The sequence below is a fragment of the Streptomyces tsukubensis genome (assembly GCF_003932715.1).
In the GTDB taxonomy this organism is placed as follows: domain Bacteria; phylum Actinomycetota; class Actinomycetes; order Streptomycetales; family Streptomycetaceae; genus Streptomyces; species Streptomyces tsukubensis.
This window is the reverse complement of record NZ_CP020700.1, coordinates 792,748-816,193: the sequence shown is the minus strand read 5'-3', so window position 1 is coordinate 816,193 and position 23,446 is coordinate 792,748. Positions and strand designations below refer to the sequence as shown.

Annotated in this window: 23 protein-coding genes; 8 read left to right on the top strand and 15 right to left on the bottom strand. The window is 73.1% G+C overall.

The annotated features are described in order from the left end of the window. Nucleotides 1-13 precede the first annotated feature (13 nt). From B7R87_RS02345 to B7R87_RS02325, 5 genes are all read right to left on the bottom strand, one after another. On the bottom strand, nucleotides 14-553 hold the full coding sequence (locus B7R87_RS02345; protein ID WP_233168743.1) for a hypothetical protein: 540 nt from the start codon (nucleotides 551-553) through the stop codon (nucleotides 14-16). Between the two features lie 151 nt (nucleotides 554-704). After that, a complete protein-coding gene (locus tag B7R87_RS02340) occupies nucleotides 705-1,193 on the bottom strand; it encodes a DoxX family membrane protein (RefSeq protein WP_006350704.1) in 489 nt (162 codons plus the stop codon). Between the two features lie 276 nt (nucleotides 1,194-1,469). Beyond that, nucleotides 1,470-2,627, bottom strand: coding sequence for a chitinase (locus tag B7R87_RS02335; protein ID WP_187144589.1), 1,158 nt, complete (start codon nucleotides 2,625-2,627; stop codon nucleotides 1,470-1,472). A gap of 259 nt (nucleotides 2,628-2,886) precedes the next feature. After that, a complete protein-coding gene (locus tag B7R87_RS02330; protein ID WP_040916962.1) occupies nucleotides 2,887-4,101 on the bottom strand; it encodes an alpha/beta hydrolase family protein in 1,215 nt (404 codons plus the stop codon). Between the two features lie 194 nt (nucleotides 4,102-4,295). Then, on the bottom strand, nucleotides 4,296-5,111 hold the full coding sequence (locus tag B7R87_RS02325) for an SAM-dependent methyltransferase (RefSeq protein WP_006350708.1): 816 nt from the start codon (nucleotides 5,109-5,111) through the stop codon (nucleotides 4,296-4,298). 266 nt (nucleotides 5,112-5,377) lie between these two features. Here B7R87_RS02325 and B7R87_RS02320 point away from each other — a divergent pair, with 266 nt between their 5' ends. Beyond that, nucleotides 5,378-7,597, top strand: coding sequence for an NADP-dependent isocitrate dehydrogenase (locus B7R87_RS02320; protein ID WP_006350709.1), 2,220 nt, complete (start codon nucleotides 5,378-5,380; stop codon nucleotides 7,595-7,597). Nucleotides 7,598-7,752: 155 nt separating this feature from the next. Here the strand turns inward: B7R87_RS02320 and B7R87_RS02315 are convergent, their stop codons facing one another. The 5 genes from B7R87_RS02315 to B7R87_RS02295 all read right to left on the bottom strand — a co-directional run bounded on the left by B7R87_RS02315 (nucleotide 7,753) and on the right by B7R87_RS02295 (nucleotide 12,724). Beyond that, entirely contained in the window at nucleotides 7,753-8,997 is a 1,245-nt protein-coding gene (locus B7R87_RS02315) for a helix-turn-helix transcriptional regulator (protein ID WP_130585248.1), read from the bottom strand. A gap of 233 nt (nucleotides 8,998-9,230) precedes the next feature. Continuing rightward, entirely contained in the window at nucleotides 9,231-10,295 is a 1,065-nt protein-coding gene (locus tag B7R87_RS02310) for a hypothetical protein (protein WP_130585247.1), read from the bottom strand. Nucleotides 10,296-10,476: 181 nt separating this feature from the next. Further along, entirely contained in the window at nucleotides 10,477-11,343 is an 867-nt protein-coding gene (locus B7R87_RS02305) for a F510_1955 family glycosylhydrolase (protein WP_006350712.1), read from the bottom strand. Between the two features lie 89 nt (nucleotides 11,344-11,432). Then, nucleotides 11,433-12,164 (bottom strand): DUF305 domain-containing protein, encoded by a 732-nt coding sequence (locus B7R87_RS02300; RefSeq protein WP_006350713.1) that lies wholly within the window; start codon nucleotides 12,162-12,164, stop codon nucleotides 11,433-11,435. Between the two features lie 113 nt (nucleotides 12,165-12,277). After that, a complete protein-coding gene (locus B7R87_RS02295) occupies nucleotides 12,278-12,724 on the bottom strand; it encodes a DUF6153 family protein (RefSeq protein WP_332903340.1) in 447 nt (148 codons plus the stop codon). A gap of 101 nt (nucleotides 12,725-12,825) precedes the next feature. On the opposite strand from B7R87_RS02295, the gene B7R87_RS02290 reads away from it, so the two are divergent. Genes B7R87_RS02290 through B7R87_RS02280 form a run of 3 tightly spaced genes read left to right on the top strand, consistent with a single transcriptional unit; the run spans nucleotide 12,826 to nucleotide 14,722 of the window. Then, nucleotides 12,826-13,410 carry a hypothetical protein gene (locus B7R87_RS02290; RefSeq protein ID WP_233168742.1) on the top strand — a complete coding sequence of 195 codons (585 nt, stop codon included), beginning with the start codon at nucleotides 12,826-12,828 and terminating at the stop codon, nucleotides 13,408-13,410. A gap of 44 nt (nucleotides 13,411-13,454) precedes the next feature. Next, nucleotides 13,455-13,823, top strand: coding sequence for a BlaI/MecI/CopY family transcriptional regulator (locus B7R87_RS02285; protein ID WP_040916968.1), 369 nt, complete (start codon nucleotides 13,455-13,457; stop codon nucleotides 13,821-13,823). Next, complete coding sequence (locus B7R87_RS02280; protein WP_130585245.1) at nucleotides 13,820-14,722, top strand: M56 family metallopeptidase; 903 nt, start codon at nucleotides 13,820-13,822, stop codon at nucleotides 14,720-14,722. Before B7R87_RS02285 ends, B7R87_RS02280 begins: the two co-directional genes overlap by 4 nt. Before the next feature lie 287 nt (nucleotides 14,723-15,009). On the opposite strand, the gene B7R87_RS02275 is transcribed toward B7R87_RS02280, so the two are convergent. After that, nucleotides 15,010-15,450, bottom strand: a complete 441-nt coding sequence (locus B7R87_RS02275) for an ATP-binding protein (protein WP_006350717.1) — start codon at nucleotides 15,448-15,450, stop codon at nucleotides 15,010-15,012. Nucleotides 15,451-15,794: 344 nt separating this feature from the next. Between B7R87_RS02275 and B7R87_RS02270 the strand changes: the two genes are divergently transcribed. The 3 genes from B7R87_RS02270 to B7R87_RS02260 all read left to right on the top strand — a co-directional run bounded on the left by B7R87_RS02270 (nucleotide 15,795) and on the right by B7R87_RS02260 (nucleotide 17,947). Beyond that, nucleotides 15,795-16,664, top strand: a complete 870-nt coding sequence (locus B7R87_RS02270) for a helix-turn-helix domain-containing protein (protein ID WP_040916974.1) — start codon at nucleotides 15,795-15,797, stop codon at nucleotides 16,662-16,664. Next, nucleotides 16,661-16,891, top strand: a complete 231-nt coding sequence (locus B7R87_RS02265; RefSeq protein WP_006350719.1) for a DUF397 domain-containing protein — start codon at nucleotides 16,661-16,663, stop codon at nucleotides 16,889-16,891. The genes B7R87_RS02270 and B7R87_RS02265 overlap by 4 nt, the downstream gene beginning before the upstream one ends. 252 nt (nucleotides 16,892-17,143) lie before the next feature. Next, nucleotides 17,144-17,947 carry an SAM-dependent methyltransferase gene (locus B7R87_RS02260; protein ID WP_040916976.1) on the top strand — a complete coding sequence of 268 codons (804 nt, stop codon included), beginning with the start codon at nucleotides 17,144-17,146 and terminating at the stop codon, nucleotides 17,945-17,947. Nucleotides 17,948-17,999: 52 nt separating this feature from the next. Here the strand turns inward: B7R87_RS02260 and B7R87_RS02255 are convergent, their stop codons facing one another. Then, nucleotides 18,000-18,689 carry an HAD family hydrolase gene (locus B7R87_RS02255; RefSeq protein WP_040916971.1) on the bottom strand — a complete coding sequence of 230 codons (690 nt, stop codon included), beginning with the start codon at nucleotides 18,687-18,689 and terminating at the stop codon, nucleotides 18,000-18,002. Between the two features lie 386 nt (nucleotides 18,690-19,075). On the opposite strand from B7R87_RS02255, the gene B7R87_RS02250 reads away from it, so the two are divergent. Next, complete coding sequence (locus B7R87_RS02250) at nucleotides 19,076-20,125, top strand: lactonase family protein (protein ID WP_006350722.1); 1,050 nt, start codon at nucleotides 19,076-19,078, stop codon at nucleotides 20,123-20,125. Nucleotides 20,126-20,359: 234 nt separating this feature from the next. On the opposite strand, the gene B7R87_RS02245 is transcribed toward B7R87_RS02250, so the two are convergent. The 3 genes from B7R87_RS02245 to B7R87_RS02235 form a co-directional block, all read right to left on the bottom strand. Continuing rightward, the gene (locus B7R87_RS02245; protein WP_100249278.1) at nucleotides 20,360-21,412 is read right to left on the bottom strand and encodes a sirohydrochlorin chelatase; all 1,053 of its coding nucleotides are present in this window, start codon (nucleotides 21,410-21,412) and stop codon (nucleotides 20,360-20,362) included. Nucleotides 21,413-21,660: 248 nt separating this feature from the next. After that, nucleotides 21,661-22,674 carry an N-acetylglucosamine kinase gene (locus tag B7R87_RS02240; RefSeq protein ID WP_130585244.1) on the bottom strand — a complete coding sequence of 338 codons (1,014 nt, stop codon included), beginning with the start codon at nucleotides 22,672-22,674 and terminating at the stop codon, nucleotides 21,661-21,663. Further along, nucleotides 22,671-23,333, bottom strand: coding sequence for a uracil-DNA glycosylase (locus tag B7R87_RS02235; RefSeq protein WP_040916978.1), 663 nt, complete (start codon nucleotides 23,331-23,333; stop codon nucleotides 22,671-22,673). The genes B7R87_RS02240 and B7R87_RS02235 overlap by 4 nt, the downstream gene beginning before the upstream one ends. Nucleotides 23,334-23,446 lie beyond the last annotated feature (113 nt).

The window sequence follows — 23,446 nt, the reverse complement described above, 5'->3', positions numbered from 1 at the left end:
CCGCCGCGGCCCGTCAGGACCTGTTCCGGTCCCCGTCCGATCCGGCGTCCCGGTCCGGTCCGCCGGCTTCGGTACGGCTCCGGGAGCGCGCCTCCCGCTCCGCCGCGTACCGGGCGGCGACGGCCAGCGCGGCACCCGACAGTGCGAGCGTCGCCGCATGGGCGCTGACGGCACCGGGAACCGCACCGGAGTCGTACGAACCGCCGTCGGTCAGCTCGCAGTCGAACCGCAGCGGGACGAAGCCGACGGAGTAGCCGACGACCTGCTGGAGCTGTTCCTCCCGGCCCGTGACATCACGGCAGGGCAGCAGCGGGGAGGAGCTGGTGCCCCCGTCCTCCGCCTCGACGACCGCACCGGCCAGCAGCAGACCGCCCCAGGCGTAGACGACGGCCGAGGCGGCGCCGCAGAAGGCCGCCAGCGCCCCGAGCAGGGAGCCCGTACGGCGGCTTGAGCGCCGGGAGCGCGCGAGGGCCCCGATTCCGTACCCGGTCAGGCCGAAGGCGAGGCCCGCGCAGACGGGCAGCAGGAGCAGCAGAAAGAGGATCACCGGCATGGAGGCCGCCGGGCGGGGGGCCGGAGCCGGAGCGCCGGGCGGGGTGCGGTGGTCCCGGGACAGGACCTGTGCGGCCGGGGCATCGGCCGAGTCCAGCAGAGGACCACCGCACCCGCCTGTGGCGGAGCCCACAGTTCCGGTAACGAGGGTGTCACAGACGGGCTCTGACTCGGTGGACGGGTTCGGGGTGGCGGGGTGTGACGACCGTGGTGCGCAGGCTCTCCTCGGCCGCGACCGTCAGACAGGCCGCGATCAGCACCACGTTCTTGATGATGTACTGCGCTTCCAGGGTGGGTAGTTGGCCGTTCCACATCTCGTCGGGAAGGATCAGCAGGGCCGCGAAGACCCCGGCCATGTGCAGGAAGAAGGCCGCGAGCACCAGCCGCAGAAGGATTCCGGTGATCAGCCCGAGGCCGATCGTGGTCTCGAAGAGCGCCAGCAGGGGGCGGGTAGCCCCGGACGGCACCAGGCCGAAGGCCAGGACGTCCATCGTCCGGGTCGCGATGTCCTCCGCCGGACTGGCGTCCGGGGCGAACTTCATGACACCGAAACCGACGAAGACGAGTCCGACGGAAACTCTGAGGATGGTGGTGCTGTGTCGCCGGTAGCGGCACAGTGCGGCATCGAGGATGCCCGTCAACGTGTCACTCCTTGTGGGGGGATGATGAAACTGTGGGGGATGTTTCATCTATGAGCACGTTATATGGCGAACTGCGTAGCCGTAAAGGTCTGGACCATTATTCTCGGGTGATGCCCGGCGCTCGAACCCGGGCCCCGTACAGGGCAGTTGGCGATGTCCGGCCCGGCTCCGGCGCAGGGCGGCGCCCGGCCCCTGAGCCGCGAAACCGTCCGCGCCCCGGGAGGCGCGGACGGCCGGCTGGTGCCGAGCGCCGGGTGATGCCCGGGCGCGGCCGGATCAGCGTCCCTGGAGGGACTTCACGTTGTTGCCGAAGGTCCAGTTGCGCGAGCCGTCCCAGTTGATGGACCAGGTCATCAGGCCCTTGAGGGCGCCGTTGTAGCTGTTCCACGCCTGGGCCACCAGCGGCGGGGGCATATAGCCGCCGCCCGCGCCCGCCTGGGCCGGCAGACCTGGCACCTGCTTGTCGTACGGGACCCGGATGGTGGTGCCCTGGATGACCAGGCCCTGGTTGAGGCAGTCGGTCTGCGCGCGGAACCCTGCGACCGTACCGGCCTGGTAGGAATCGCCGGAGCAGCCGTAGAACGACCCGTTGTAGTACTGCATGTTGAGCCACCACAGGCGGCCGTTGTCCGCGTACTTCTTGATGATGGGCAGATAGGCGCCCCAGATGGAGCCGTAGACCACGCTGCCGCCGGTCACGTACGCCGTCTCGGGCGCCATCGTCAGGCCGAAGTTCGACGGCATCCGGGCCAGCACCCCGTCGATGATGCGGATGAGGTTGGCCTGGGAGGCCGAGAGCTGGTTGATGTTGCCGCTGCCGACCAGTCCGGTCTCGATGTCGATGTCGATACCGTCGAAGTTGTACCGCTGGAGGATCGGTACGACGGTGGCGACGAACCGGTCGGCGACCGCGGCCGAGCTGAGGTCGATGCCCGCGGTCGCGCCGCCGATGGAGAGCAGGATGGTCAGCCCGTTCGCCTTGGCGGCGCACATCTCGGCCGGGGTGGCGACCTTCACCGTCCGGTCCATGCCGTCCTCCCAGAGGACGGTTCCGTCCGAGAGGATCACCGGGAAGGCGGCGTTGATGACGTTGTAGCCGTGGTTGGTGATCCGGGAGTCGGTGATGGGGATCCAGCCGAGCGGCGGGTGGACGCCGTTGGAGGCGCCGTCCCAGTTCTCCCAGTAGCCGTGGAGGACCTTGCCCGCGGGCTTGGACTTGACGGCGCACGTCTCGGCGGCGGCGCGCGGCGCCGCGGCCGGGGCGGGGTCGGCGACGGGCCGGTCCGCGGCCCGGTCGGCGAGCTGTGAAGAGAGTTCGAGCGGTGCGGCGGGTGGTGCGGCGGCCTGCCCGGGGGAGGCGGAGGCCAGGAACAGCGGGACGGCGAGGGCCGCGGCGAGGCCTGCCCCGAGAAGCCGGGATCTGCGTGCTGCCATGCGTGTTCCCTTCCTGTCTTCACAGGCTCCCGGCGGTCGCCGGCCCGAGGGCCGGCCGGCAGAAGGCGGGACGCGCGGGCGGGGAAGTGGGGGGACACCGGTGGGGCACGCTCACCTCCTGGGACTGTGGGGGGCCTGGAGACGTACGTGGGGGTGATGCGCCACAACGTAAGTTGGTCCAGACCATCAGTCAAGAGGTCTGGACCAAAAGGGAGTTGGCGAGGTACGAGGACGAGCCCCCGTACCCCGCCGTCCGGGGTCACGGCAGATGGTGGAAGTTCACCTCGGGGTTGGCCGGCGAGGGGCCCGCCAGCAGCGGCTGCGGCTTCCGCTTCAGATGCTCGTCGAAGAAGGCCGCGGCATAGGTGCGCACCACCTCCACGGACCGGGCGGCGGGCAGCGGCGCCCGCGGCAGCCCGAAGTGCTCTTCGATCAGTGGGAAGTCCGCGAACGCGCCGTGATCGGTACCGGCCACGGTCAGCCAGCGCTTCCAGCCGTCCAGCGACGGCCACATCCGGTCCCAGGTGGTGTCGATCCCGCCGGGCCGGTGCACGTTGTCGTCGGTGCCCATCATCAGGAACGGACGGCCGTTCAGCCCGGTGGGCGGCAGATCGTCCCAGAACGCCCCGTCCATATTGATCCCGGCCAGCACCCGGCGGTCGTTCACCATCGCGGTGGCCGCCGAGGCCCCGCCGATGGAGTGCCCGGCCATGCCGATCCGCTTCCGGTCGATCATCCCGGAGTGCTTCCACACCGGATGGCGGCCGGTGATCCGGTCGAGGACGTAGGACACGTCCTTCGCCCGCGTCGCGGTGACCACCGAGGCGGGCACCCCGTCCACATCGAGCGCCGTACAGGCCTTGCAGGTCAGCAGGCGCCCACCGGGGACGGAGAGCCCGAACGACTCGTAGGCGTGGTCGACGGAGACGGTCACATAGCCGCGGCTCGCCAGATCCTCCGCGAGCGCGGTCATCGTGTACCGGGGGACGCTGAACCCGGGGGAGAGGACCACCAGCGGGAAGCGACCCCGCGCAGGCAGGGCGCCCGGCCTGCTGTGGGTACGGGTCGCGGCCAGCAGCTCGGCCGGGACCGCCGGATCGAAACCGATCCCCTTGAGCATCGCCCGGGCCTCGTCCACCGTGCCGTACGCCGTGGTCCGGGCGCCGGGCGGCCCCGGGCGGGCCGCCGGATAGTGGACGGTCGCCATCAGCTCCCGGGCCTCGGCGGCCGGCTCCCAGGGGTCTTTCCGCGAACGGTCGACGAGATGGTGGACGGAGCTGCCGATGGCGTACTTCCCGGTCGGTCGCGGCAGTTCGAGCGCGGTGGACCGGGGAGTTCCGGCGGGCGGGGCGGTCGCCGCCACGGAGCCGGCCGCGGCCTTCGGCACGGCGTGGGCCGGGGCCGTCACGGCGACGGGCAGGACCAGGGCGCAGGCGAGGACGGCGATCGCGGCCGTCCGGGTCACTGGGATCATGCGAACGACCGTAGGGCGGTGCCGGGTGCCCGGCGTCACCCTTCAGGAGGTGATCAGGACGCCCGGCCTCAGCCCAAAGGCGTGGAGTGTCGTACATCCGGCCAGCGGCCGCGCCTTTTACGCCATCGGGCGCCGTGGCCCCGGACCTGCCGGGACCACGGACGGGCCTGCGGCCGCTCCCCCGGGAACCGGGCCTACGGCTTGCGGGCCACCCCGCAGTACGCGTCGACCGACTCGGCCGCCGCACCCTCCTCCGGGCGCCAGTCGGTCACCCGCACCACACCCGGGTCCACCAGCTCCAGACCGTCGAAGAAGGCGGTGATCTCGTCGATGCTGCGCACGTAGTAGGGGACGGCGCCGCTCTTGTTGTACGCCTCCGACGCGGCGACCATGCCCGGGCTGGTCGCCGTCGAGTCGCTGATCACCAGATGGCTGCCCGACGGCAGCCCCGCCATCAGCCCGGCCACCAGCTCCTTGGCCCGCCCGTGGTCGCCGACGTGCCCCAGCACATTGAGCAGCATCAGCGCGACCGGCCGGGACATGTCGAGGGTCTCCCCGGCCTGGCCGAGGATCCGGGCCGGGTCGTAGAGATCGGCGTCGATGTACGCGGTACGGCCCTCGGGCGTGCTGGTGAGCAGCGCCCGGGCGTGGGCGAGCACCAGCGGGTCGTTGTCGACGTAGACGATCCGGGCGTCCGGAGCGGTGCGCTGGGCGACCTCGTGGGTGTTGTCCGCGGTCGGCAGGCCGGTGCCGATGTCGAGGAAGTCGCGGATGCCCTGCTCGGCCGCGAGATAACGCACCGCGCGCCCCAGGAAGAGCCGGCTGGTACGGGCCACGTCCACCAGCCCCGGGAAGATCTCCTTGATCTCGTCGCCGATCTCCCGGTCGACCTCGTAGTTGTCCTTGCCGCCCACGAAGTAGTTCCAGAAGCGCGCCGAATGCGGCTTGCCCGTGTCGATCCGCGAGCGGATGTCGTCGGCGGACGCGGGCCGGGGGTCGGATTCGGACATCAGAGCGCCTCCTCGGGCTGGCCAAAACCTTTGCTTGATCAGTGAATCATGAACGTGATCATCAGGGGAGACCGTGGACGCACCCGAGGTGGAACGGACGGCGGACCGGAACGGCCCCGGAAACCGCAGCGGGAGGCACGGCCCGGTTCCGGCCGGGTTCGGGCCGGTGCGGCCGACGTCATACGGGCCTCTGTCGAGCAGGGCTCCCGTACGAGATATCTTGATGTCAAGCAATGTTGCAGACGTGGAGTGGAGCGGAGCACCCGGTGACTGACTCGACCATCATCTACACGCACACCGACGAGGCCCCGGCCTTGGCGACGTATTCCTTCCTGCCCGTGATCGAGGCGTACGCCTCCACCGCCGGAGTCGCCGTCGAGAGTCGTGACATCTCGCTGGCCGGGCGGATCATCGCCTCCTTCCCGGAGCACCTGGAGGAGGGGCAGCGGATCGACGACGCCCTCGCGGAGCTGGGCGAGCTGGCGAAGACCCCCGGCGCCAACATCATCAAGCTGCCGAACGTCTCGGCGTCCATCCCGCAGCTCAAGGCCGCGATCGCCGAGCTCCAGGGCCAGGGCTACGCGCTGCCGGGCTACCCGGACGACCCGAAGACCGACGAGGAGCGCGAGATCCGCGCCCGCTACGACAAGATCAAGGGCAGCGCCGTCAACCCGGTGCTGCGCGAGGGCAACTCCGACCGCCGCGCCCCGGCGTCCGTGAAGAACTACGCCAAGGCCCACCCGCACCGCATGGGTGCCTGGTCCGCGGACTCGAAGACCAATGTCGCGCACATGACCGCCGACGACTTCCGCTCCACCGAGCGGTCCGCCGTCGTCGCGGACGCCGGTGACCTGCGCATCGAGCTGGTCGACGAGGACGGCACCACCACCGTGCTGCGCGAGGCCGTCCCCGTGCTCGCCGGCGAGATCGTCGACGCCTCCGTGATGCGCGTCGCCGCGCTGCGGGAGTTCCTGGCGGCCCAGGTCGACCGCGCCAAGGCCGAGGGCGTGCTGTTCTCCCTCCACCTCAAGGCCACGATGATGAAGGTCTCCGACCCGATCGTCTTCGGCCACGCGGTCCGCGCCTTCTTCCCGAAGACCTTCGCGGAGCACGGCGCCGCGCTCGCCGCCGCCGGCCTCAGCCCCAACGACGGCCTCGGGGGCATCCTCAAGGGCCTGGAGACCCTGCCCGGCGGTGACGTCATCAAGGCGTCCTTCGACGCCGAGCTGGCCGAGGGCCCCGCCCTGGCGATGGTCGACTCCGACCGCGGCATCACCAACCTGCACGTGCCCAGCGATGTCATCGTCGACGCCTCCATGCCCGCGATGATCCGGACCTCCGGCCATATGTGGGGCCCCGACGGCCGCGAGGCCGACACCCTCGCCGTCCTCCCGGACAGCAGCTACGCCGGTATCTACCAGGTCGCCATCGAGGACTGCCGCGCCAACGGCGCCTACGACCCGGCCACCATGGGCTCCGTGCCGAACGTCGGTCTGATGGCGCAGAAGGCCGAGGAGTACGGCAGCCACGACAAGACGTTCGAGATCGCCGCCGCGGGCACCGTCCGCGTGGTCGACGCCTCCGGCACCGCCGTGCTGGAGCAGCAGGTCGCTCCCGGTGACATCTTCCGCATGTGCCAGACCAAGGACCTGCCGGTCCAGGACTGGGTGAAGCTGGCCGTCAGCCGCGCCCGCGCCACCGGCGACCCGGCGGTCTTCTGGCTGGACGAGACCCGCGCCCACGACGCGCAGCTCATCGAGAAGGTCAAGGCGTACCTCCCGGAGCACGACACCGACGGCCTCGTCATCGAGATCAAGGCCCCGGTCGACGCCATCCGCTTCTCCCTGGAGCGGATCCGCCGCGGCGAGAACACCATCTCCGTCACCGGCAACGTCCTGCGCGACTACCTGACGGACCTGTTCCCGATCCTGGAGCTGGGCACCAGCGCCAAGATGCTGTCCGTGGTCCCGCTGATGGCGGGCGGCGGCCTGTTCGAGACCGGCGCCGGCGGCTCCGCGCCCAAGCACGTCCAGCAGCTCGTCAAGGAGAACTACCTCCGCTGGGACAGCCTGGGCGAGTTCCTCGCGCTGGCCGTCAGCTTCGAGCACCTCGCGGCCACCACGGGCAACGCCCGGGCCAAGGTGCTGGGCGAGACCCTCGACCGCGCCACCGGCACCTTCCTCAACGAGGACAGGTCGCCGACCCGCCGCCTCGGCGGTATCGACAACCGCGGCAGCCACTTCTACCTGGCCCTCTACTGGGCCCAGGAGCTGGCCGCGCAGACGGACGACGTCCAGCTCGCCGAGGCGTTCGCGGCGCTCGCCAAGACGCTGACCGAGCAGGAGGAGGCCATCGTCGCGGAGCTGATCGCGGTCCAGGGCACGGCGGTCGACATCGGCGGCTACTACCAGCCCGACCCGGCGAAGGCCGCGGCCGTGATGCGCCCGTCCGCCACGTTCAACCAGGCGATCGCCTCCCTGGGCTGATCCCGCAGGCCCGGCCCCCAGGCCCACGGGCCCGGTTCGGTTCCCCCCTCCGCCCGGTCCGGCACTTCCGCCGGGCGGGGCGGAGCCCGTGGTACGGCGACCCGCACCCGTACCGACGCACCGATCCCGCGGCCCGGTACCGCCCGGGCCACCGCTCAGCCGTCGTCCTGGGCACCGCCGTCGCCGTCGTCCCGCATCCGTCCGTCCTTCGTCAGCGGCGGATCGTCCAGCTTCGGCAGATAGCAGCGCCGGAACAGCTCCCCGCTGAAGTCCCGGCGACTGCGCACCCCCGCCTTGTCGAACACCTTCCGCAGATGGTCCTGGACGGTGTACTCGGTGATGTGCAGCTTCGCCGACATCTCCGCCGTCGACCGGCCCAGCAGCACCTGCTGCGCCACCTGGCGCTCGCGCGGCGTGAGCCCGTAGGCGTCCAGGACGAGAGCGGTCAGCTCCCGCGGATGGGTCGGCGCCAGGGACACCACGGTCAGTACCTCATCGCCCTCACTGCCCTCACCGTCCGTGTCGCCGAGTGGACCGGGCAGCGTGCCCGCCCCGGCCTCCCGCCAGGCGGTGAGCGTCACCCAGTGCCCGGTGACACCGATCGCCCGGGACCGCACCTGACTGCCCGGCGCGGCGGTGCGCGCCGTCTGGACGAGGGCGCCGAGGGCGTACGGAAGGCTCCGGCCCGGCGGCGGATGGGCCTCCTGGATCAGCGCCAGCCAGCGTTCGGCGGTGGCCGTCGCCAGCCGGACCCGCAGTGCGTCGTCGACCACCAGCAGCCCCGCCGCGTCGGGCACGTCGTCCCGGTCGATACCGGTGAGCAGCAGTGAACGGCGCAGCGCCGCCGTCGCGGGGGCGCTGACCGCGGCGGCCAGGGCCGTCTCGGCCGCGGTGAACGGCGGGGCGCCGGGACCCCGGCACAGCACCAGCAGCCCCCAGGTGCGGGGGCCGTCGCGCAGCAGCACCCGTAACTCGTCGGAGAGCCCCACGGGCCGCAGCACGTCCCGGTAGTAGACGCTGTCCGCCATCCGCCCCCGCATCGACGCGCTCAGCAGACTCGCCGTCCCGCGGCGCCGGGTCAGCGCCCGGACGTTGTCCACGCCCTCCTGATCGGCGTGCTCGATGGCGAACAGCCGGGGCATGACCTGCTGGGGGAAGCCGTGCTCGTGCAGTCCGCCGGTGTCCAGCAGGGTCGCCGGGTCCAGCATCACGGCACACCACACATCGGCCGGTACGGCGTCCAGCAGTGTGCCGGCCGTGGTCCGGAGCACGTCGAGGGAGCCGGGGGAGCAGGGCCCGCGCAGCCGGCGGCCGAGAGCATCGGCGAAGGCGTCACGGGCGACGGGACCGGGCACGGGAGAGGACGGGCCGTCCGGTCTGCCGGGGTGAGCTGGTGTCACCCCGGCAGGCTAGGCGGAACCCCAGAATTCTGGGATGGGAACGCACGAAGTGCGCACCTACTTTGGTATCCGTGCGGGCGGCCCCTTCCGGCAGCTGACGGACCGCCCCCGGCGGGCCCGCGCACAAGGGGGGGCGTGCTTGCCCGGGCCGTACCGCCGGGTCCCGGGGAATCGGGAGACCCCGGGACCCGCGGTACGGCCCGGGCGGCCGACCATCCCCGGCGCTACCGGATCTACGGGCCCTCGCCCCCGTTCCCGCGTCCAGCGCCAGCGCCGTCGCCGTCGTCGTCACCGGCGTCGTCATCGTCGCCGTCATCGTTACTGGTCCGGCTCCGGCGGGACCGGTGCCGCGACTGCCACCACGCGCCCATGGCCAGCGACGCCAGCGCCAGCGCCATCGTCACCACCGGCCAGTGGGAGCGTTCGATCCGTACCCCCACCACCAGCACGAGCACCGTCAGCCCCGCCGGCAGCAGCATCGACACCACGGCCTTCGCGTACGCCGCGGTCAGCCCGGGCGCCGTCCGGCCCGCGCGGCGCGGCGCCGGTTCGCTGAAGTAGAACAGCGCGGCACGGTCCGCGAGCCGCCCCGTCGCCCAGTGGTAGCTGAGCGCCATATACGGCAGCCACACCAGCGGAGCCACCAGCCCCACGGCGAACACCGCCGCCACCAGCAGCACCTTCACCACAGCCACGGCCGTACCGCGCAGCCTGCCGCGGTCCGGTTTCCGGTCCCCCGGCGGGGAGACCAGCCCCAGGAGCCTGGCCATCCGGACGGTGACGGCCCGGAGCGCCGCGGGCCGCAGCAGCGCCCGGCGCGGAGCCGTACGCTCGACACGGTCCGGGTCCAGGGAGACCAGTGCCCTCCGCGCGGTGTCGGTGTCCGGATGCACCCCCATCAGCACCAGCAGTTCCGCCGCCCGCTCGGGCGACGTCGGGTCCCGGCCGTCGAGCCCGGCGAGTTCGAGGACGGTACGGGCCTGGTTGAGCAGCGCCGCGCAGAACGCCACCGGCACCAGCAGCAGGAACGGCCCGCCGACGAAGGCGCCCTCCGCGACCGTGTTCCGCCGCCCCCGGGCCACGACCAGGGCCCGCAGCTCCGCGGGCCCGGCATCCGGATGCTGCTCCCGCACCCGTGCCACCGCCCGGTCCGCCGCGGGCCCCATATGGCGCAGCGCGAACCAGGCGAGGTGCTCCGGCAGATGCTCCGGATCGGCGAGGCCGGCGCGGAGCAGCGAACGCGGCAGCCCGGGGCCGGGCTCACCACCGGCCCCGGAGCCGGACCCGGGCTCAGCCACCGGGCGCCGTGCCGCGGCCCCCGGCGGCCCGCGGGTCCGCTGCGGTCATGGGGGCCTCCGGTCCGTCCGCCGCGAGGAGATGGGGGTGGATCCCAGTCAACGACGGACGGGTACGGGACGCATCCCGAACACGCCGCGGGGACCACCCGGCCCGGCCGGGCAGTGGCCGCGCCGCGGTACGTCAGTGGCCGCCGCCCGAGGTGACGTCGAGCCGCTTGGTGAAGGCGGCGCCGCCGTCCACCGACTCGTACACCCCGTCCTGTGTCGCCACGACCAGCCGCCGGGCGTCGACCGCGGTGAGCGCCTGCGGTCCGCCGCCCGGCGCGGTGCCGGTCTGCCGCCAGGTCTTCCCGCCGTCGGCGCTGACGCTGACCTTCCCGGCCGGGTCGACGCCGTACAGCGACTTCTCGTCCGTCCAGTCGAGGAAGGCCAGCACCGTTCCGCTCCCGGCGGCGAAGGTCTTCCCGCCGTCGGTGCTGCGGGAGATCCCGGATTCGGTGGTGGCCAGCACAGTGTTGGGGTCGGTCGGGCTGACCGCGATGTCGAGCGCCTTCAGACCGCTCCGCTTCTCCCAGTCGGTGCCGTCCTTGCTGACCCGCAGCAGTCCGTTGGTGCTGTCGTAGCCGTAGATGGTGTCGTGGGCGTGGTCGAGGGAGTGGAAGTCGACCTCGCCGGTCAGGGAGCGGTCCTTCCAGCTGCGGCCGGTGTCCGTGCTTTCGATCAGGCCGAGGTTGGCGGGGGCGTCCCGGCCGGGCGCGGGGTGGCCGCTGGCGAGGAAGGTGCCGTCCTTGCCGAGGGTGAAGCCCATGAAGTCGTCCTTGCGGTCGCCGACCAGCTGGGGGCGGCCTCCGGCGCCGGGCGTGTAGATGCCGTTGTGGGTGGCGACGTACAGCTTGCCGTCGCGGGGGTGCACCTCGACCCCGTGGATATGGCTGATGGCGGACGGGCCCGGCCCGTCCTTGCCCTTCTCGTCCGCACCGGCACAGGCGGTGAGGGTGAGCGCGAGGACGGCGCCGGCGGCGGACAGGGCGGCGGTGTGCTTGTTCATGGGGTCCTGATCAGGGAGTGAGGGGGTACGGGGAAGGGGGAGGCGAGCGGGCCGGGTGCCGGACCCGGAGGCCCGGCACCCGGCCTGTCTCAGAGCCGCTTCAGGATCTTGGTGAAGGCGTCGATCTCGGCCTGCTGGGCCCGGATCACCTCACCGGCCAGTGCCTTCGCCGTCGCGTTGCGGCCGCTCTTCTGCTCGTCCTCGGCCATGGCGATCGCACCCTTGTGGTGTTCGATCATGAGCTGGGCGAACTTCCGGTCGAAGTCCGTGCCCTTCGCCGCCTTCAGGGCGGCCATCTCCGCCTCCGACATCATTCCGTCCATTCCGCCCGTACCGGCGGTATCGCCGGAGCCGTGGTCCATCCCCGGCATCGAGCCGCCCGACTCGGGTTTGCCCCAGGCCTTGAGCCAGGACTTCATCGTGCGGATCTCGGGGTCCTGGGCGCCGGAGATCGCCCGGGCGAGTCCGACGATCTCGGCGTCCTGCGCCCGGCCGTCGGCCAGCGCGGACATCTCCAGCGCCTGCTGGTGGTGGGGGATCATCGCCTGGGCGAACATCACATCGGTGTCGTTGAAGGCGCCGGGCGCCGGGCTGTCGCCGTCGGCCGGGGCGGCGGGCGCCGAAGCGGAGTCCTTGCTGCCGTGGTCCATGCCCTTCATCTCGTCGTCCTTGCCGCAGGCGGCCAGGAGCAGGCCCGTCGCGAGGACGGCGGAGACGACGGCGGTACGGCGGACGGCCCGGCGCCGCGGACGGCCGCCCGAGCCGGGAGCGGAACCGGCCCCCGACGGGAGAGGGGTACGGGTGTGGTCGAAGCCCTGCATGTCACAACCTCGTGCTGTCTGTTCGATGCTGCGGTGGAGTCCGTACGGGCCGTGGGGGCGCCGCACGGGGCGTCTGCGGGCACGACGAAGCGGCCCGCGGCAGGGACGACGGCCTAGATGCGCAGGATCGACAGGGTGGCGAGATCGGGGGCGCGCGGCGGAGGGCCGCGGCGGGGTGCGACGAGGAGGCCGCGCAGGCGCACCGGCCGTTCGGTACGGCGGCCGAGGGCCGCCCGCAGCAGCGCGGCGAGCAGCACGCTGCCCAGGACGGCGACACAGAGGGCGAGCATGTCCATCGACATGCCCGGGTCCGGGGCGGTGGAGCCGCCGTGGCCGTCGTGCGGCCGGTCGGGGGCGGCAGCCGGGTCCGGCTGTGCGACGGGGGGTCCGTGGACCGGGCCCGCCGCGGCGGCCGTCGCGTCCGTGCGGGACGTACCCGAGCCGCTGTCCGGATGGCCCACCGTGTGCATGGCGAAGACGCCCAGCGCGAGCACGACCAGCAGCAGTTGCCCCCAGGCACCCGCAGCCCTGATCGTCCTGCCCGCACGCACGATGTCCACCTCCGGCCCCGACGATACCGAAGGCGTTCCCCGTCTGCCGCAGCCCCCCGATTTCTACTAAGGTTCTTCGCATTGCCGGTGGGAGGGTGGAGGAGGACACGATGGGTGTACGGGCCTGGGCGCCACGGCAGTGGCTGGTGGCTGCGGGGGTCGCGGTACTCGCCGCGGCCGTCGTCGGGGTGCCGACCGGAGTCGTCCCCTCCGCGCTGTACACGCGGATGACGCCGGTGCTCTGGTGGAACTATCCGGTGTGGATCGTCAGCTCGGTCCTGATGGGCCTGCTGGCCGCCACCTATACCGCCGGACCCGGCCGGGCCCGGAAGGGCGCCGGGGCGCCGGGTGCGTCCGGTGCGGATCCCGCCCGGCCCGGGCCGCGGGGCGCCCGCGCGATCGCGGCGGGCGTGCTGTCGGTGCTCGCCGTCGGCTGCCCGGTCTGCAACAAACTGGTCGTCCTGGCGCTCGGGATGAGCGGGGCGATGTCCTACTGGGCCCCGGCGCAGCCGGTGCTCGCGATCGCCTCGGTCGCCCTCCTTGCGCATGCGCTGGCCGGACGGCTGCGCACCGCGGACGCCTGCCCGGTGCCCACCGGGCGGGCGCCCGTCACGGACGCCACGGACGGCACCGGAAGCGGCGGGGCGGACACCCCGGGGGCCGCCGGTACGGCGACTACGATGAGCAGCCACTGAGGACGGGGACGGGGGCGTCGGTGCCGCCGGCGAGAGGAGCGGGCGTGCGACAGTTGGGTGATCTGGAGGCGGAGATCATGGACCGCCTCTGGAACTGGGGTCGTCCGGCCACCGCCCGCGAGGTGCGCGACGATCTCAACCGCAAGCGCCCCATCGCGTACAGCACCGTCAAGACGGTCGCCGACATCCTCTTCACCAAGGGCATGCTGGAGCGCGAGAAGGAGGGCCGGGCCTGGGTCTACCGGGCCACCTGCACCCGCCAGCAGTACACGGCCGCCCGGATGCAGGACGCGCTGGACGGCAATCCCGACCCGGCCGGTGTGCTGCTGAGCTTCGTGGAACAGATCTCCGCCGACGAGGTGCAGGCGCTGCGCTCCGCGCTGCGGGCCGCCAAACGGCGGAGCGGCGCGTGACGACGGTCCTCGCCCTGGCTGCGTACGCCGTCCTGGTCGGTGCCGTCCTGCCCTACGCCCTCTCCGGCGCCCGCTGGACCCATCGCGCCCCCACCGCGGCCGTACTGGCCTGGCAGGGGCTGAGCCTCACCTTCGTCGTCGCCGCCGCCTTCGCCGTCTACCACCTCGTCCTCTCCGAACAGCACGTCCACGACGGAATCGTCGGTCTGCTCGGCACCTGCGGGCTGGCCGCGGACACACCGCCCGGCGCATCCCCGGCCGGTGCCGCCGATTTCGGGCTGCTGCTGGCGCCCGCCACGATCGTGCTGCTGCCGCTCGGCTGGCTGGCCGCCACCGCCTGGCAGGCCCGGCGGGAACGGCAGCGCCACGCCGGACTGCTCGCCGTGATCGGCGCCGAGGCGGCGGACTACGGGGCGACGGTCGTCGAGCACGACGCGCCCGCGGTCTACTGCCTGCCCGGGCGGGCGCACCGCGTCGTCGTCACCCGGGGCGCGCTGGACCTGCTGACCGACGAGCAGCTGCGGGCCGTGCTCGCCCATGAGCAGGCCCATCTCCGGGGCCGCCACCATCTGGTGCAGATCGCGGCGAAGGCCTTCACCCGGGCCTTTCCCGGGCTGCCGCTGGCCCGACTGGCCCGGGAACAGACCGCGCTGCTGCTGGAGATGATCGCGGACGACCGGGCGCTGCGCTCCCACTCCCGCGACGCGCTGGCGACCGCCATGTGCGAGGTCGCGGCGGGGCGCGCTCCGCGTTCCGCGCTGGGCGCCGGAGGCACCGGCGCCCTGATCCGGCTGCGCCGCATCCTGACCCCGGAGGCCGGTCCGCGCCGGGTGACCCGGGCCGGGGTTCTCCTCGCCTCGGTGGCGGCGCCGTTCCTGCCGCTGCTGGTGGCCTGCTGACGGCGGTCGAGGATCCCGGCCGGGCGCTTGTGCCACGGCGCGGGCCCGGCGGCCCGCCGCGGCGAGACCCGACGGCCCCCGGTCCGAGAGCCCTCCCGCTTCCTGTTGGCCGGACACGGGGCAGTGCGGCCCGGGAGGGCTCCCGGTGGCGAGGTGCCATCGGGAGCATATCGTTAATCCGCTTAGCGCTATAGCCGTGGGGGTGGCCGCGGTGACGCATCACCACATCTCCACATCGTGCGCGGTGATCGCGCCACGACAGCAGCCGGGCGCCGCCGCCCCCGGGGTCAGTGGGCCGCGACGACCGCCCAGACCACCGACCCCGGGCCGTGGTCCCGGCGCCGCATCCCCCAGTCCTTCGACAGGCACTCCACCAACTGGAGCCCCCGCCCGCACTCCTCCTCCGGAGACGGCCGGCGGGACCTGATCAGGGAGTGCGATCCACCCCGGTCCTCGACCTCTATGCGTACCGCGCCCTCCTCCAGCCTGACCCGGCACCGGAACTGGATACCGGAGGCGTGCCGGACGGCGTTGGTCGCCAACTCGCTGATCAGCAAGGTCACGGAGTGCCGCACATCGTCGCAGTGGACCCGGCTGTCGAGATACGTCTCGGTGAGCCGCCGGGCGATGGAGACCGAGCGGTGGTCCGCCGGGAGGTCGAACAAACACGTACGGACGGTGCTGTCGTCCGGCTGCTGCCGGGGAGGGAGGTCGGCGGCGATCGTCACGGGCAGTCCTATCGGTGGGGGCACGCCCGGCCCGAGCGGCGACCGGACGGGACGGGCGGGCGCCGGATGCCGTGGCGCGGTGCCTTCGCGCGCACTCGCGAAGGGGTCGGATGGACCGCCGGGTGCCGGGCCCCGGTTGTGGTCGAGAACCGGGGCGTCGCCGCGCCTCGTGCACAGCGGCCGGTCTGCCGCGTGAGCCGAGTCACTGCGCCAACTATGGACCGGGTCAGGAAAGTTGGCAAGAACACTCTGCACCGTGCACTGTCGTTGTGTGTGTCCTGTGCAGGCTCCTGGACGCATGGCACACTGCATTGGATGATCCGGTGTTCGAAAGGGGCCGTACCGTGAGTGAGCCGAGATCAGCGCCCACGGTTCTGCAGATGGTCCTGGGCAGACGTCTGCTGCAACTGCGCCAGGCGGCGGGCCTGTCGGCGCAGGACGTGGGCAAGCGGCTGCGTCAGTCGCACACCACCATCACCCGCATGGAGCGGGCCGAGGTCACCCTGAAGTGGCTGACCGTCAAAGCGCTGCTGGAGATGTACGGCGTCGGGGAGGACGAGGCGGCGGAGTTCCTGGAGCTGACGGATCAGGCCAATGTCTCCGGCTGGTGGCAGGGTTACCGCGATGTACTGCCCAACTGGTTCGGCGTTCACGTCAGTCTGGAGAGCGGTGCGACGCAGGTCCGCTCGTACGAACCCCATGTGGTGCCGGGCCTGCTCCAGACCCCGGAGTACGCGCGGTGCGTCCTCAGCCTCGGACTGCCCCGGGTCACCACCGACGTGGTGGAGCGCCAGATCGCCCTCCGCCGGGAGAGACAGGCGCTCCTGACCAGAGTGCAGCCCGAGCCGCCGCACTTCTGGGCCGTGGTCGACGAAACGGTTCTGCGCCGCCCGGTCGGACCACCGGACGTGATGCGCGGCCAGGTCGAGCATCTGCTCGCGGTGGCCCATCTGCCGTCCGTGACCTTCCAGGTGGCCCCGTTCCGCGCCGGACTGCATCCCGGGGGCTTCGGCCCCTTCTCGGTCTTCAGGTTCGAGATTCCCGAACTGCCGGACGTCGTCGGCATCGACAGCCTCAGCCGCGCGACGTACAGCGAGGACCCCGCCGAGGTCGCCCTCTACCGGGAGGCCCTCGACCAGATGAGCACGTACGCACTGTCGAGAAAGGACACGCTGCGCCTCCTCGACGTCATTCGCAAGGAGCTTGACCCATGAGCCACGTCAGCCACGCGGACCTCACGCTGGGAGCCTCAGCGTGGACCAAGCCCTGGAGCGGGAGCAACGGGGGCAACTGCGTCGAGGTGAAGCAACTGGGGAACGGATATGTGGCGGTACGGCAGTCCCAGGACCCCGACGGACCGGCGCTGATCTTCACCGCCCAGGACATCGCCGAGGTGGTGCGCGGCGCCAAGGCCGGCGAGGCGGACTTCCTGCTCTCCTGAGCCGGCCCGCGCCGAGGCCCCGCCCCGGGCCCGTACGCGCGCACGGCGTACGGGCCGGGGGCATCCGGCGATGCGCGGCACCACGGACGCGGCGTGCCGCACGACGGCGTCGCGAACACGAGATCCACCGGCACCGCAGCACCGGCACGAGCCCGGAACGACCGGTACCGGAACGCAGTACGGGTACGGGTGCGGAACGACCGGTACCGGAACACCAGCACGGGTACGGAACGACCAGCGGAGGACACCCCCATGACCGACCCCGGGGACGGGATCACCACCATCGACACGGCGAAGGCCCATTCGGCCCGGATCTACGACTACATCCTCGGCGGCAAGGACCACTATCCCGTGGACGCCGCCGCGGCCGAGCAGGTACTGAAGGTCCTTCCGGGTGCCCGTCAGGCGGCCCACGCCAACCGCGGCTTCATGCGCCGTGCCGCCCGGCTGCTGGCCCGCCGCGGACTGCGCCAGTTCCTCGACGTCGGTACGGGCATTCCGACCCGGCCCAACCTGCACCAGGTCGTCCAGGAGGTCGTCCCCGACGCGCGCATCACCTATGTGGACCACGATCCGGTCGTCCTGCGCCATGCGGAGGCCCTGCTGCGCGGTACGCCCGCCGGGCGCACCGAGTACATCCAGGCCGACGTCCGGGAGCCGGAGAAGATACTCGCCGGGGCGCGGGAGGTGCTCGACTTCGACGAGCCCGTGGTGGTGTCGACGATCGCCCTGCTCCACTTCGTCGGCGACGACGCCGATCCGCGCGGGCTGCTGGAGGCGCTGCTGGAGCCGCTGGCCCCGGGCAGCGCCCTGATGCTCTCGCACGGTACGGCGGACTTCGACCCCGCCACCATGGCGGGCATCGTGGAGATCTACCGCGCGAACGGGGTGCTGCTGCGGATGCGGTCGCACGCCGAGATCGGTGAACTGGTCGCGGGGCTCGACCTGCTGGAGCCGGGTCTGGTGGCGCTGGAGGAGTGGCCGCACGAGCCCGAGGACGAGGCCCTCGACACGGCGGGCACACCGGTCTACACCTGCGTGGGGTTCAAGCGCTGACCCCGGGGCGCGCCGCGCCGGCGGCCACCGCCGGCGCGGCGCGCTTCCCGGCCTACGCCCGGCTGCCGAGCAGCCAGTCGCAGGCCGCCCGGGCGGTGAACTCTTCCTGGCCGCCCGCGTACAGCAGATCCGCCGCGGCGAACGCCGGGTCGTCCGCGGTCGCCGCCGCGTACGGGATCGCGATGCACCGCATCCCGGCGGCCCGGGCCGCGGCGGCCCCGGGCGGCGCGTCCTCCAGTACGACGCAGTCGCCCGGGACCGCCCCCAACTGCCGTGCCGCCTCCAGGAACACGTCAGGCGCCGGCTTGCCCCGCGGCACCTCCTCGGCCGAGACGACCGTCGGGAAGAACACGTCGAGACCGGTGCCCGAGAGCACCGCCGCGATGCTCTCCGGCGACGACCCCGAGGCCACGGCCATCGGCACCCCGCGTTCCCGCAACAGCTCCACGAACTCCCGCATCTGCGGGAAGACCGCCGTCGACGCCCCGGCCAGCTCCAGATAGTGCCGGTTCTTGCCCGCGAGGAGTTCGTCGAGGGACGCGGACAGCCCGTGCTCCTCGCGCAGCGCCGCCAGGGTCTCGCGCGTGCTGATGCCGATGAAGTCGGTGTGCCGCTCCCAGCCGAAGTCCGTGACGCCGTACTCGGCGAGCAGCCGCCGTCCCGCCTCGTAGTAGTTGGGCTCGCTGTCCACCAGCGTGCCGTCCAGATCGAAGATGACCGACGGGGTACGTGTAAGGCTCATGCACCCCAGCATGCCAGTGCGCCCGCCGTCCGTGGACCGATTTCCCCGCACACCACAGGGGCAACAGAAATCCCTTGCATCACGGCAACGGGCGCCCGGCGCTGGCTGCGCGCCCCGGGCGTACCCCGCGCCGCCGCCCCCGTCGTACGCCTGTGACCAGCATCTGAGCGTCCGTACCCACCGGCCGGGGAGAAATCCGGTCGCCGCCGGGGGGTAGCAGGGCCGCCCCGCCGGGTAACCACTGCGGAATCCGCCGGGGCCGCCGTCTCCCTGTGGTGACCCGGGCGCGGACCCTCGTACAGACACTTGGTCTAGACCGCTGCTACCGTCTGCCCCGGCAGCCGGTGATCAGCGGGCCGACAGTGAGCAGCGTGGGAGGAAACGCCGTGGGCGAGAGCAGGGCCGGACGGGCATTCATCGGATCGTTCACCTCGGCGGGCGGGCGGGGCGTCATCGCCGCGGACGTCGACGCCGAGACCGGTGCGCTGACCGAGACCGGTTCCAGCGACGCGATCGTCGACCCCTCCTACCTGGCCCTCGGTGAGGCGTCCGGCGGCCCCGTCCTGTACGCGGTCTCCGAGACCGCCGAAGGTGCCGTCGCGGCCTTCGACGTCCGGGGGGCGGCGCCCAAGGCGCTGGGCGGACCGGTACCGGTCTGCGGTGCCGGGCCCACCCATCTCGCGGTCACCGACGGCCATCTGCTGACCGCCAACTACGGCTCCGGCAGCGTCAGTGTGCTGCCGGTCGGCGGCGACGGCCGCCCCGGCGCCGTCGGCGGCGTCCTCCAGCACGAGGGCACCGGCCCCGACCCCGACCGCCAGCGCGGCCCCCATGCCCACCAGATCGTGCCCGGTCCCGGTGGCCGCTGGGTCCTGAGCGTCGACCTCGGTACGGACGCGGTGCACGTGTGCGCCGTCGACCGCACGTCGGGCGAGTTGGTGGAGCACGGCACGACCGCCCTGCGCCCCGGCAGCGGACCCCGCCATCTGGCCTTCCACCCGGCGGGAACTCACGCCTACGTCCTCAACGAGCTGGAGCCCACGCTCACCGTCTGCCGCTGGGACGGGGAGACGGGAGTCCTCGAAGCGGTGGGCGAGGTCCCCGTACTGCCGGAGGGCACCGAAGGCCGCTCCTATCCCTCCGAGGTCGTGGTCGCGCCCGGCGGGGACCGGCTGTGGGTCGCCAACCGCGGCCACGACAGCATCTCCGTCCTGGAACTCGGCCCCGACCGGGAGCGGGTCCGGCTGGTCACCACCGTGCCCTGCGGCGGACACTGGCCGCGCGATCTGGCCCTCGACCCCACCGGACGGCGGCTCTACGCGGCCAACGAACGCTCCGGCGACGTCACCTGGTTCGACCTCGACCCGGAGACGGGTGTACCGCGGCGGGCGGGCTCCCTGAACGCCCCCGCGGCCTCCTGCGTCGTCTTCGCCTGAACAGCGCCGCGGGCCCCGGAACGATCGGCCCCGCAACGGACGGCCCCTGAACGGACGGCCCCGGAACGGATGGCCGGGACGCGCCGACGGTGCTCCGGCCCCGAGGCACCGGCCTCCGATCAGGGGGTGACGGCGCGCCGTGACCTCTTCGGCCTGAGGACGGCGCCGGGCCCGGGCGCGCCGCACGGTCCGGACCCCGGAACGCGACACGCCCGGGCCCGGACCGCCCGTGGCTCAGCGGACCGGAGCACCCTGCGGCGCGGGCGTGATGCCGAGGGTGGTGGTGTACTGCGACAGCACCAGCTTGCCGATCGCCGGATACGCGCCCAGCCCCTCGGCCGCGGGAGCGCCCGCCTCCTTCAGGCCGGCGTCCAGCAGCCCTTCGGGCAGTTCCGGGCCGATCAGATACGGGGCCAGGGCGAGCTGAGTCGAACCGGAGCCGCGCAGCTGCTCCGCGACCGCGGCGACCGAACCCTCCTGGTCGAGCGCGGCGGCCATCACGGGCACCGCGAGCCGGGCGGCCAGCAGCATGCCGGTGATCCCGGCGGCGCGCACCGCCTCGTCACCCCCCACGGTGGCGAGAACGATGCCGTCGGCGGCCGTGGCCACCGTGAACAGCCGGGCCCGGTCGGCGCGGGCCAGCCCGGCCTCGGAGAGCCGTACGTGCACGGCCTCGGCCAGCAGCGGATGCGGGCCCAGCACATCGGCCAGGCCGACGGGTGCCGCGCTCTGCTCGACCGTCGTCCGGATCCGGTCCATCAGGGCCGCGTCGGGGCCCACCAGCAGCGGTACCACCACGGCCGCCGGGCCCTCGGGCTCCGCGACCTCACGGCCCGCGGCCCGGGCGAACTCGTACCGCTCGGCACGGACCGCGGCGACCCCGGCGAGCACCGTCGCCAGATCCGGGCCGCCGATGTCCGAGGCCTCCGCGGCGGGCGCTGCGGAGGCTGCGGCGGTCTCGTCGGTCTCGTCCCCGAGCGGCCCGTCCACGGCCTCCGCACCGGCGGTGGTCTCCTCGGGACCGGCGTCGCCCAGGGGCTCCCCGGGGGCGTAACCGTCGAGGTAGCCGATGCCGACGTCGAGGCCGGGGAGTTCGGAACGGGCGATGCTTATGATCTCTTCGGCCAGCGCCCTGACCGCGGGCGTCGGGGCACCGGGTACGGCGAGCACCAGCGCGGGCGCGCCTTCGGGGGCGGCCACGGGCTCCGGGCGGCGGTGCCGACCGGACTGGCGGGGACGCGGCATTCGTACAGGCAGGCCGGGTGCGGGCCCAGTGGGGGAGCTCATGGCGCCGCATGCTACTGGTTTTACCCCCGGGGCTGTTCGGGGAGGGGGGTGTCAGACGTCATCTGTCCGTATTTATCCGATGAGTTTGGCGCGTCTCGTCTGTCCCGGTCTGTCACCTCGGAGGCCCCGTGCTCCCCGGGTGTCCCGCACGGGGGCGAACGGACGGACGCCCCGGCCCGCACACTCCTCCGGGCGCGCCGCGCAGTTGTACGGACGCGCCGGCCGGCCGGGCCCGCGCCCGGCGGCCGTCACACCGCGCCGCCCGGCCCGGCGAGATGCAGCATCGCCGGATCGCCCGGGAGCTGCAGGGAACCGGTGGCCAGGGCCGCGGCGATCGACAGGGCGCCCGACAGCGGATCGCCCGCGGGCGGTACCACCCGGGCCCCCGGCAGACGGTCCGTCAGCTCCGCCAGGAGGGGTACGAGAAGGGGGTCCCCGATCCGCAACAGCCCGCCCGTCAGCGCGATCTCCACCTCCCGGCCGGTCTCCCGGGGGCATACCGCCTCCGCGGCGTCGGCGATCCGGCGTGCTGCCTCCGCGAGGATCCCGGTCGCCACCGCGTCGCCCTCCGCCGCGCACCGGGCGACCTCGGGGGCGAACGACGCCAGGACCGCCGGGCGGTCCGTCCGCGGGTACAACTGCCCCGGGAGCCCGGCAGGCGGACCGAACACGCTCTCCGCCGCGGCCAGCAGCGCCGCGGAGCCGCCCCGCCGCCCGTCATGGGCCCGGAGCGCGGCCTCCAGGCCCGCACGGCCCAGCCACGCCCCGCCGCCGCAGTCGCCCAGCAGATGACCCCAGCCGTCGGCGCGCCGCCACTCCGTCAGATCCGTGCCGACCGCGACCATCCCGGTGCCCGCGGCGACGACCGCCCCCGGCCGCTGCCCGAGGGCCCCGGCGTAGGCGGTCACGGCATCGGCGGCGAGCGCAAGACCGCGGATCCCGAGGGCCTCTTCGAGCGCGCCGGGCAGCTCCGCCCGCAACTGCCCGCCGAGCGTGGCCATGCCCGCGGCGCCCACCGCCACCGCAGCCACGGGCCGGGCGCCGCCCGCACCGCCGCGGCCCCGCAGCCCGTGCACCATCGGCAGCAACTGCTCCAGCAGGTGCCGGGCGTCGATCCCCGCCTCCCCGGTGCGCACCGGGGTCCGGGACACGGCGGTCTCCGCCGGGCCCGGGCCCCGGGCCGTCACCTCGGCCAGGGCCACCCGCAGCCCCGAGCCGCCGGAGTCGACCCCGACGACCCAGGACCCGGCGCCCGGGGTCATGGCAGCTTCCACTCGACCGGAGTCGACCCCTGCTGCTCCAGCAGCTCGTTGGCCCGGCTGAAGGGCCGGGAGCCGAAGAAGCCCCGGTCCGCCGACATGGGGGAGGGGTGCGCCGACTCGATGGCGGGCAGGCTGCCGAGCAGCGGGCGCAGATTGCGCGCGTCCCGCCCCCACAGGATCGACACCAGCGGCTTGCCCCGGTCCACCAGGGCCCGGATCGCCTGCTCGGTGACCTCTTCCCAGCCCTTCCCGCGATGCGCGGCCGGTTTGCGGGGCGCGGTGGTCAGCGAACGGTTCAGCAGCAGTACGCCCTGCTCCGCCCACGGGGTGAGATCGCCGTTCGACGGCCGCGGGTGGCCCAGGTCCTTGTGCATCTCCCAGAAGATGTTGTCCAGGCTCTTCGGCACCGGCTGGACGTCCGGCGCCACGGAGAAGCTCAGCCCCACGGCGTGCCCCGGGGTCGGATAGGGGTCCTGGCCGACGATCAGGACGCGTACGTCGTCGAAGGGCTGCTGGAAGGCCCTCAGGACATGGGCGCCCGCCGGGAGGTACGTTCTCCCCTCGGCGACCTCCGTCCGCAGGAAGTCCCCCATCGCGGCGATGCGGTCCGCCACCGGTTCCAGGGCCTTGGCCCAGCCCGGTTCCACAATTTCGTTCAAAGGCCGTCGTGCAGTCACGGTTCGTCACTCTACTGGTCGAATCACGGCTGTCCCCAGGTCATGTGCCGATTGCCTCGGGCCCCTGCGACAGCCGTCCCGCCGGGCCCGTGGCG

Bases quoted from the DNA above. Each gene is read 5' to 3' on its own strand.
- B7R87_RS02255 (WP_040916971.1), bottom strand. From the start codon at position 18,689: ATGAGCCTTACACGTACCCCGTCGGTCATCTTCGATCTGGACGGCACG.
- B7R87_RS02260 (WP_040916976.1), top strand. From the start codon at position 17,144: ATGACCGACCCCGGGGACGGGATCACCACCATCGACACGGCGAAGGCC.
- B7R87_RS02325 (WP_006350708.1), bottom strand. From the start codon at position 5,111: ATGTCCGAATCCGACCCCCGGCCCGCGTCCGCCGACGACATCCGCTCG.
- B7R87_RS02305 (WP_006350712.1), bottom strand. From the start codon at position 11,343: ATGAACAAGCACACCGCCGCCCTGTCCGCCGCCGGCGCCGTCCTCGCG.
- B7R87_RS02300 (WP_006350713.1), bottom strand. From the start codon at position 12,164: ATGCAGGGCTTCGACCACACCCGTACCCCTCTCCCGTCGGGGGCCGGT.
- B7R87_RS02245 (WP_100249278.1), bottom strand. From the start codon at position 21,412: ATGAGCTCCCCCACTGGGCCCGCACCCGGCCTGCCTGTACGAATGCCG.
- B7R87_RS02330 (WP_040916962.1), bottom strand. From the start codon at position 4,101: ATGATCCCAGTGACCCGGACGGCCGCGATCGCCGTCCTCGCCTGCGCC.
- B7R87_RS02345 (WP_233168743.1), bottom strand. From the start codon at position 553: ATGCCGGTGATCCTCTTTCTGCTGCTCCTGCTGCCCGTCTGCGCGGGC.
- B7R87_RS02335 (WP_187144589.1), bottom strand. From the start codon at position 2,627: ATGGCAGCACGCAGATCCCGGCTTCTCGGGGCAGGCCTCGCCGCGGCC.
- B7R87_RS02290 (WP_233168742.1), top strand. From the start codon at position 12,826: ATGGGTGTACGGGCCTGGGCGCCACGGCAGTGGCTGGTGGCTGCGGGG.
- B7R87_RS02240 (WP_130585244.1), bottom strand. From the start codon at position 22,674: ATGACCCCGGGCGCCGGGTCCTGGGTCGTCGGGGTCGACTCCGGCGGC.
- B7R87_RS02265 (WP_006350719.1), top strand. From the start codon at position 16,661: ATGAGCCACGTCAGCCACGCGGACCTCACGCTGGGAGCCTCAGCGTGG.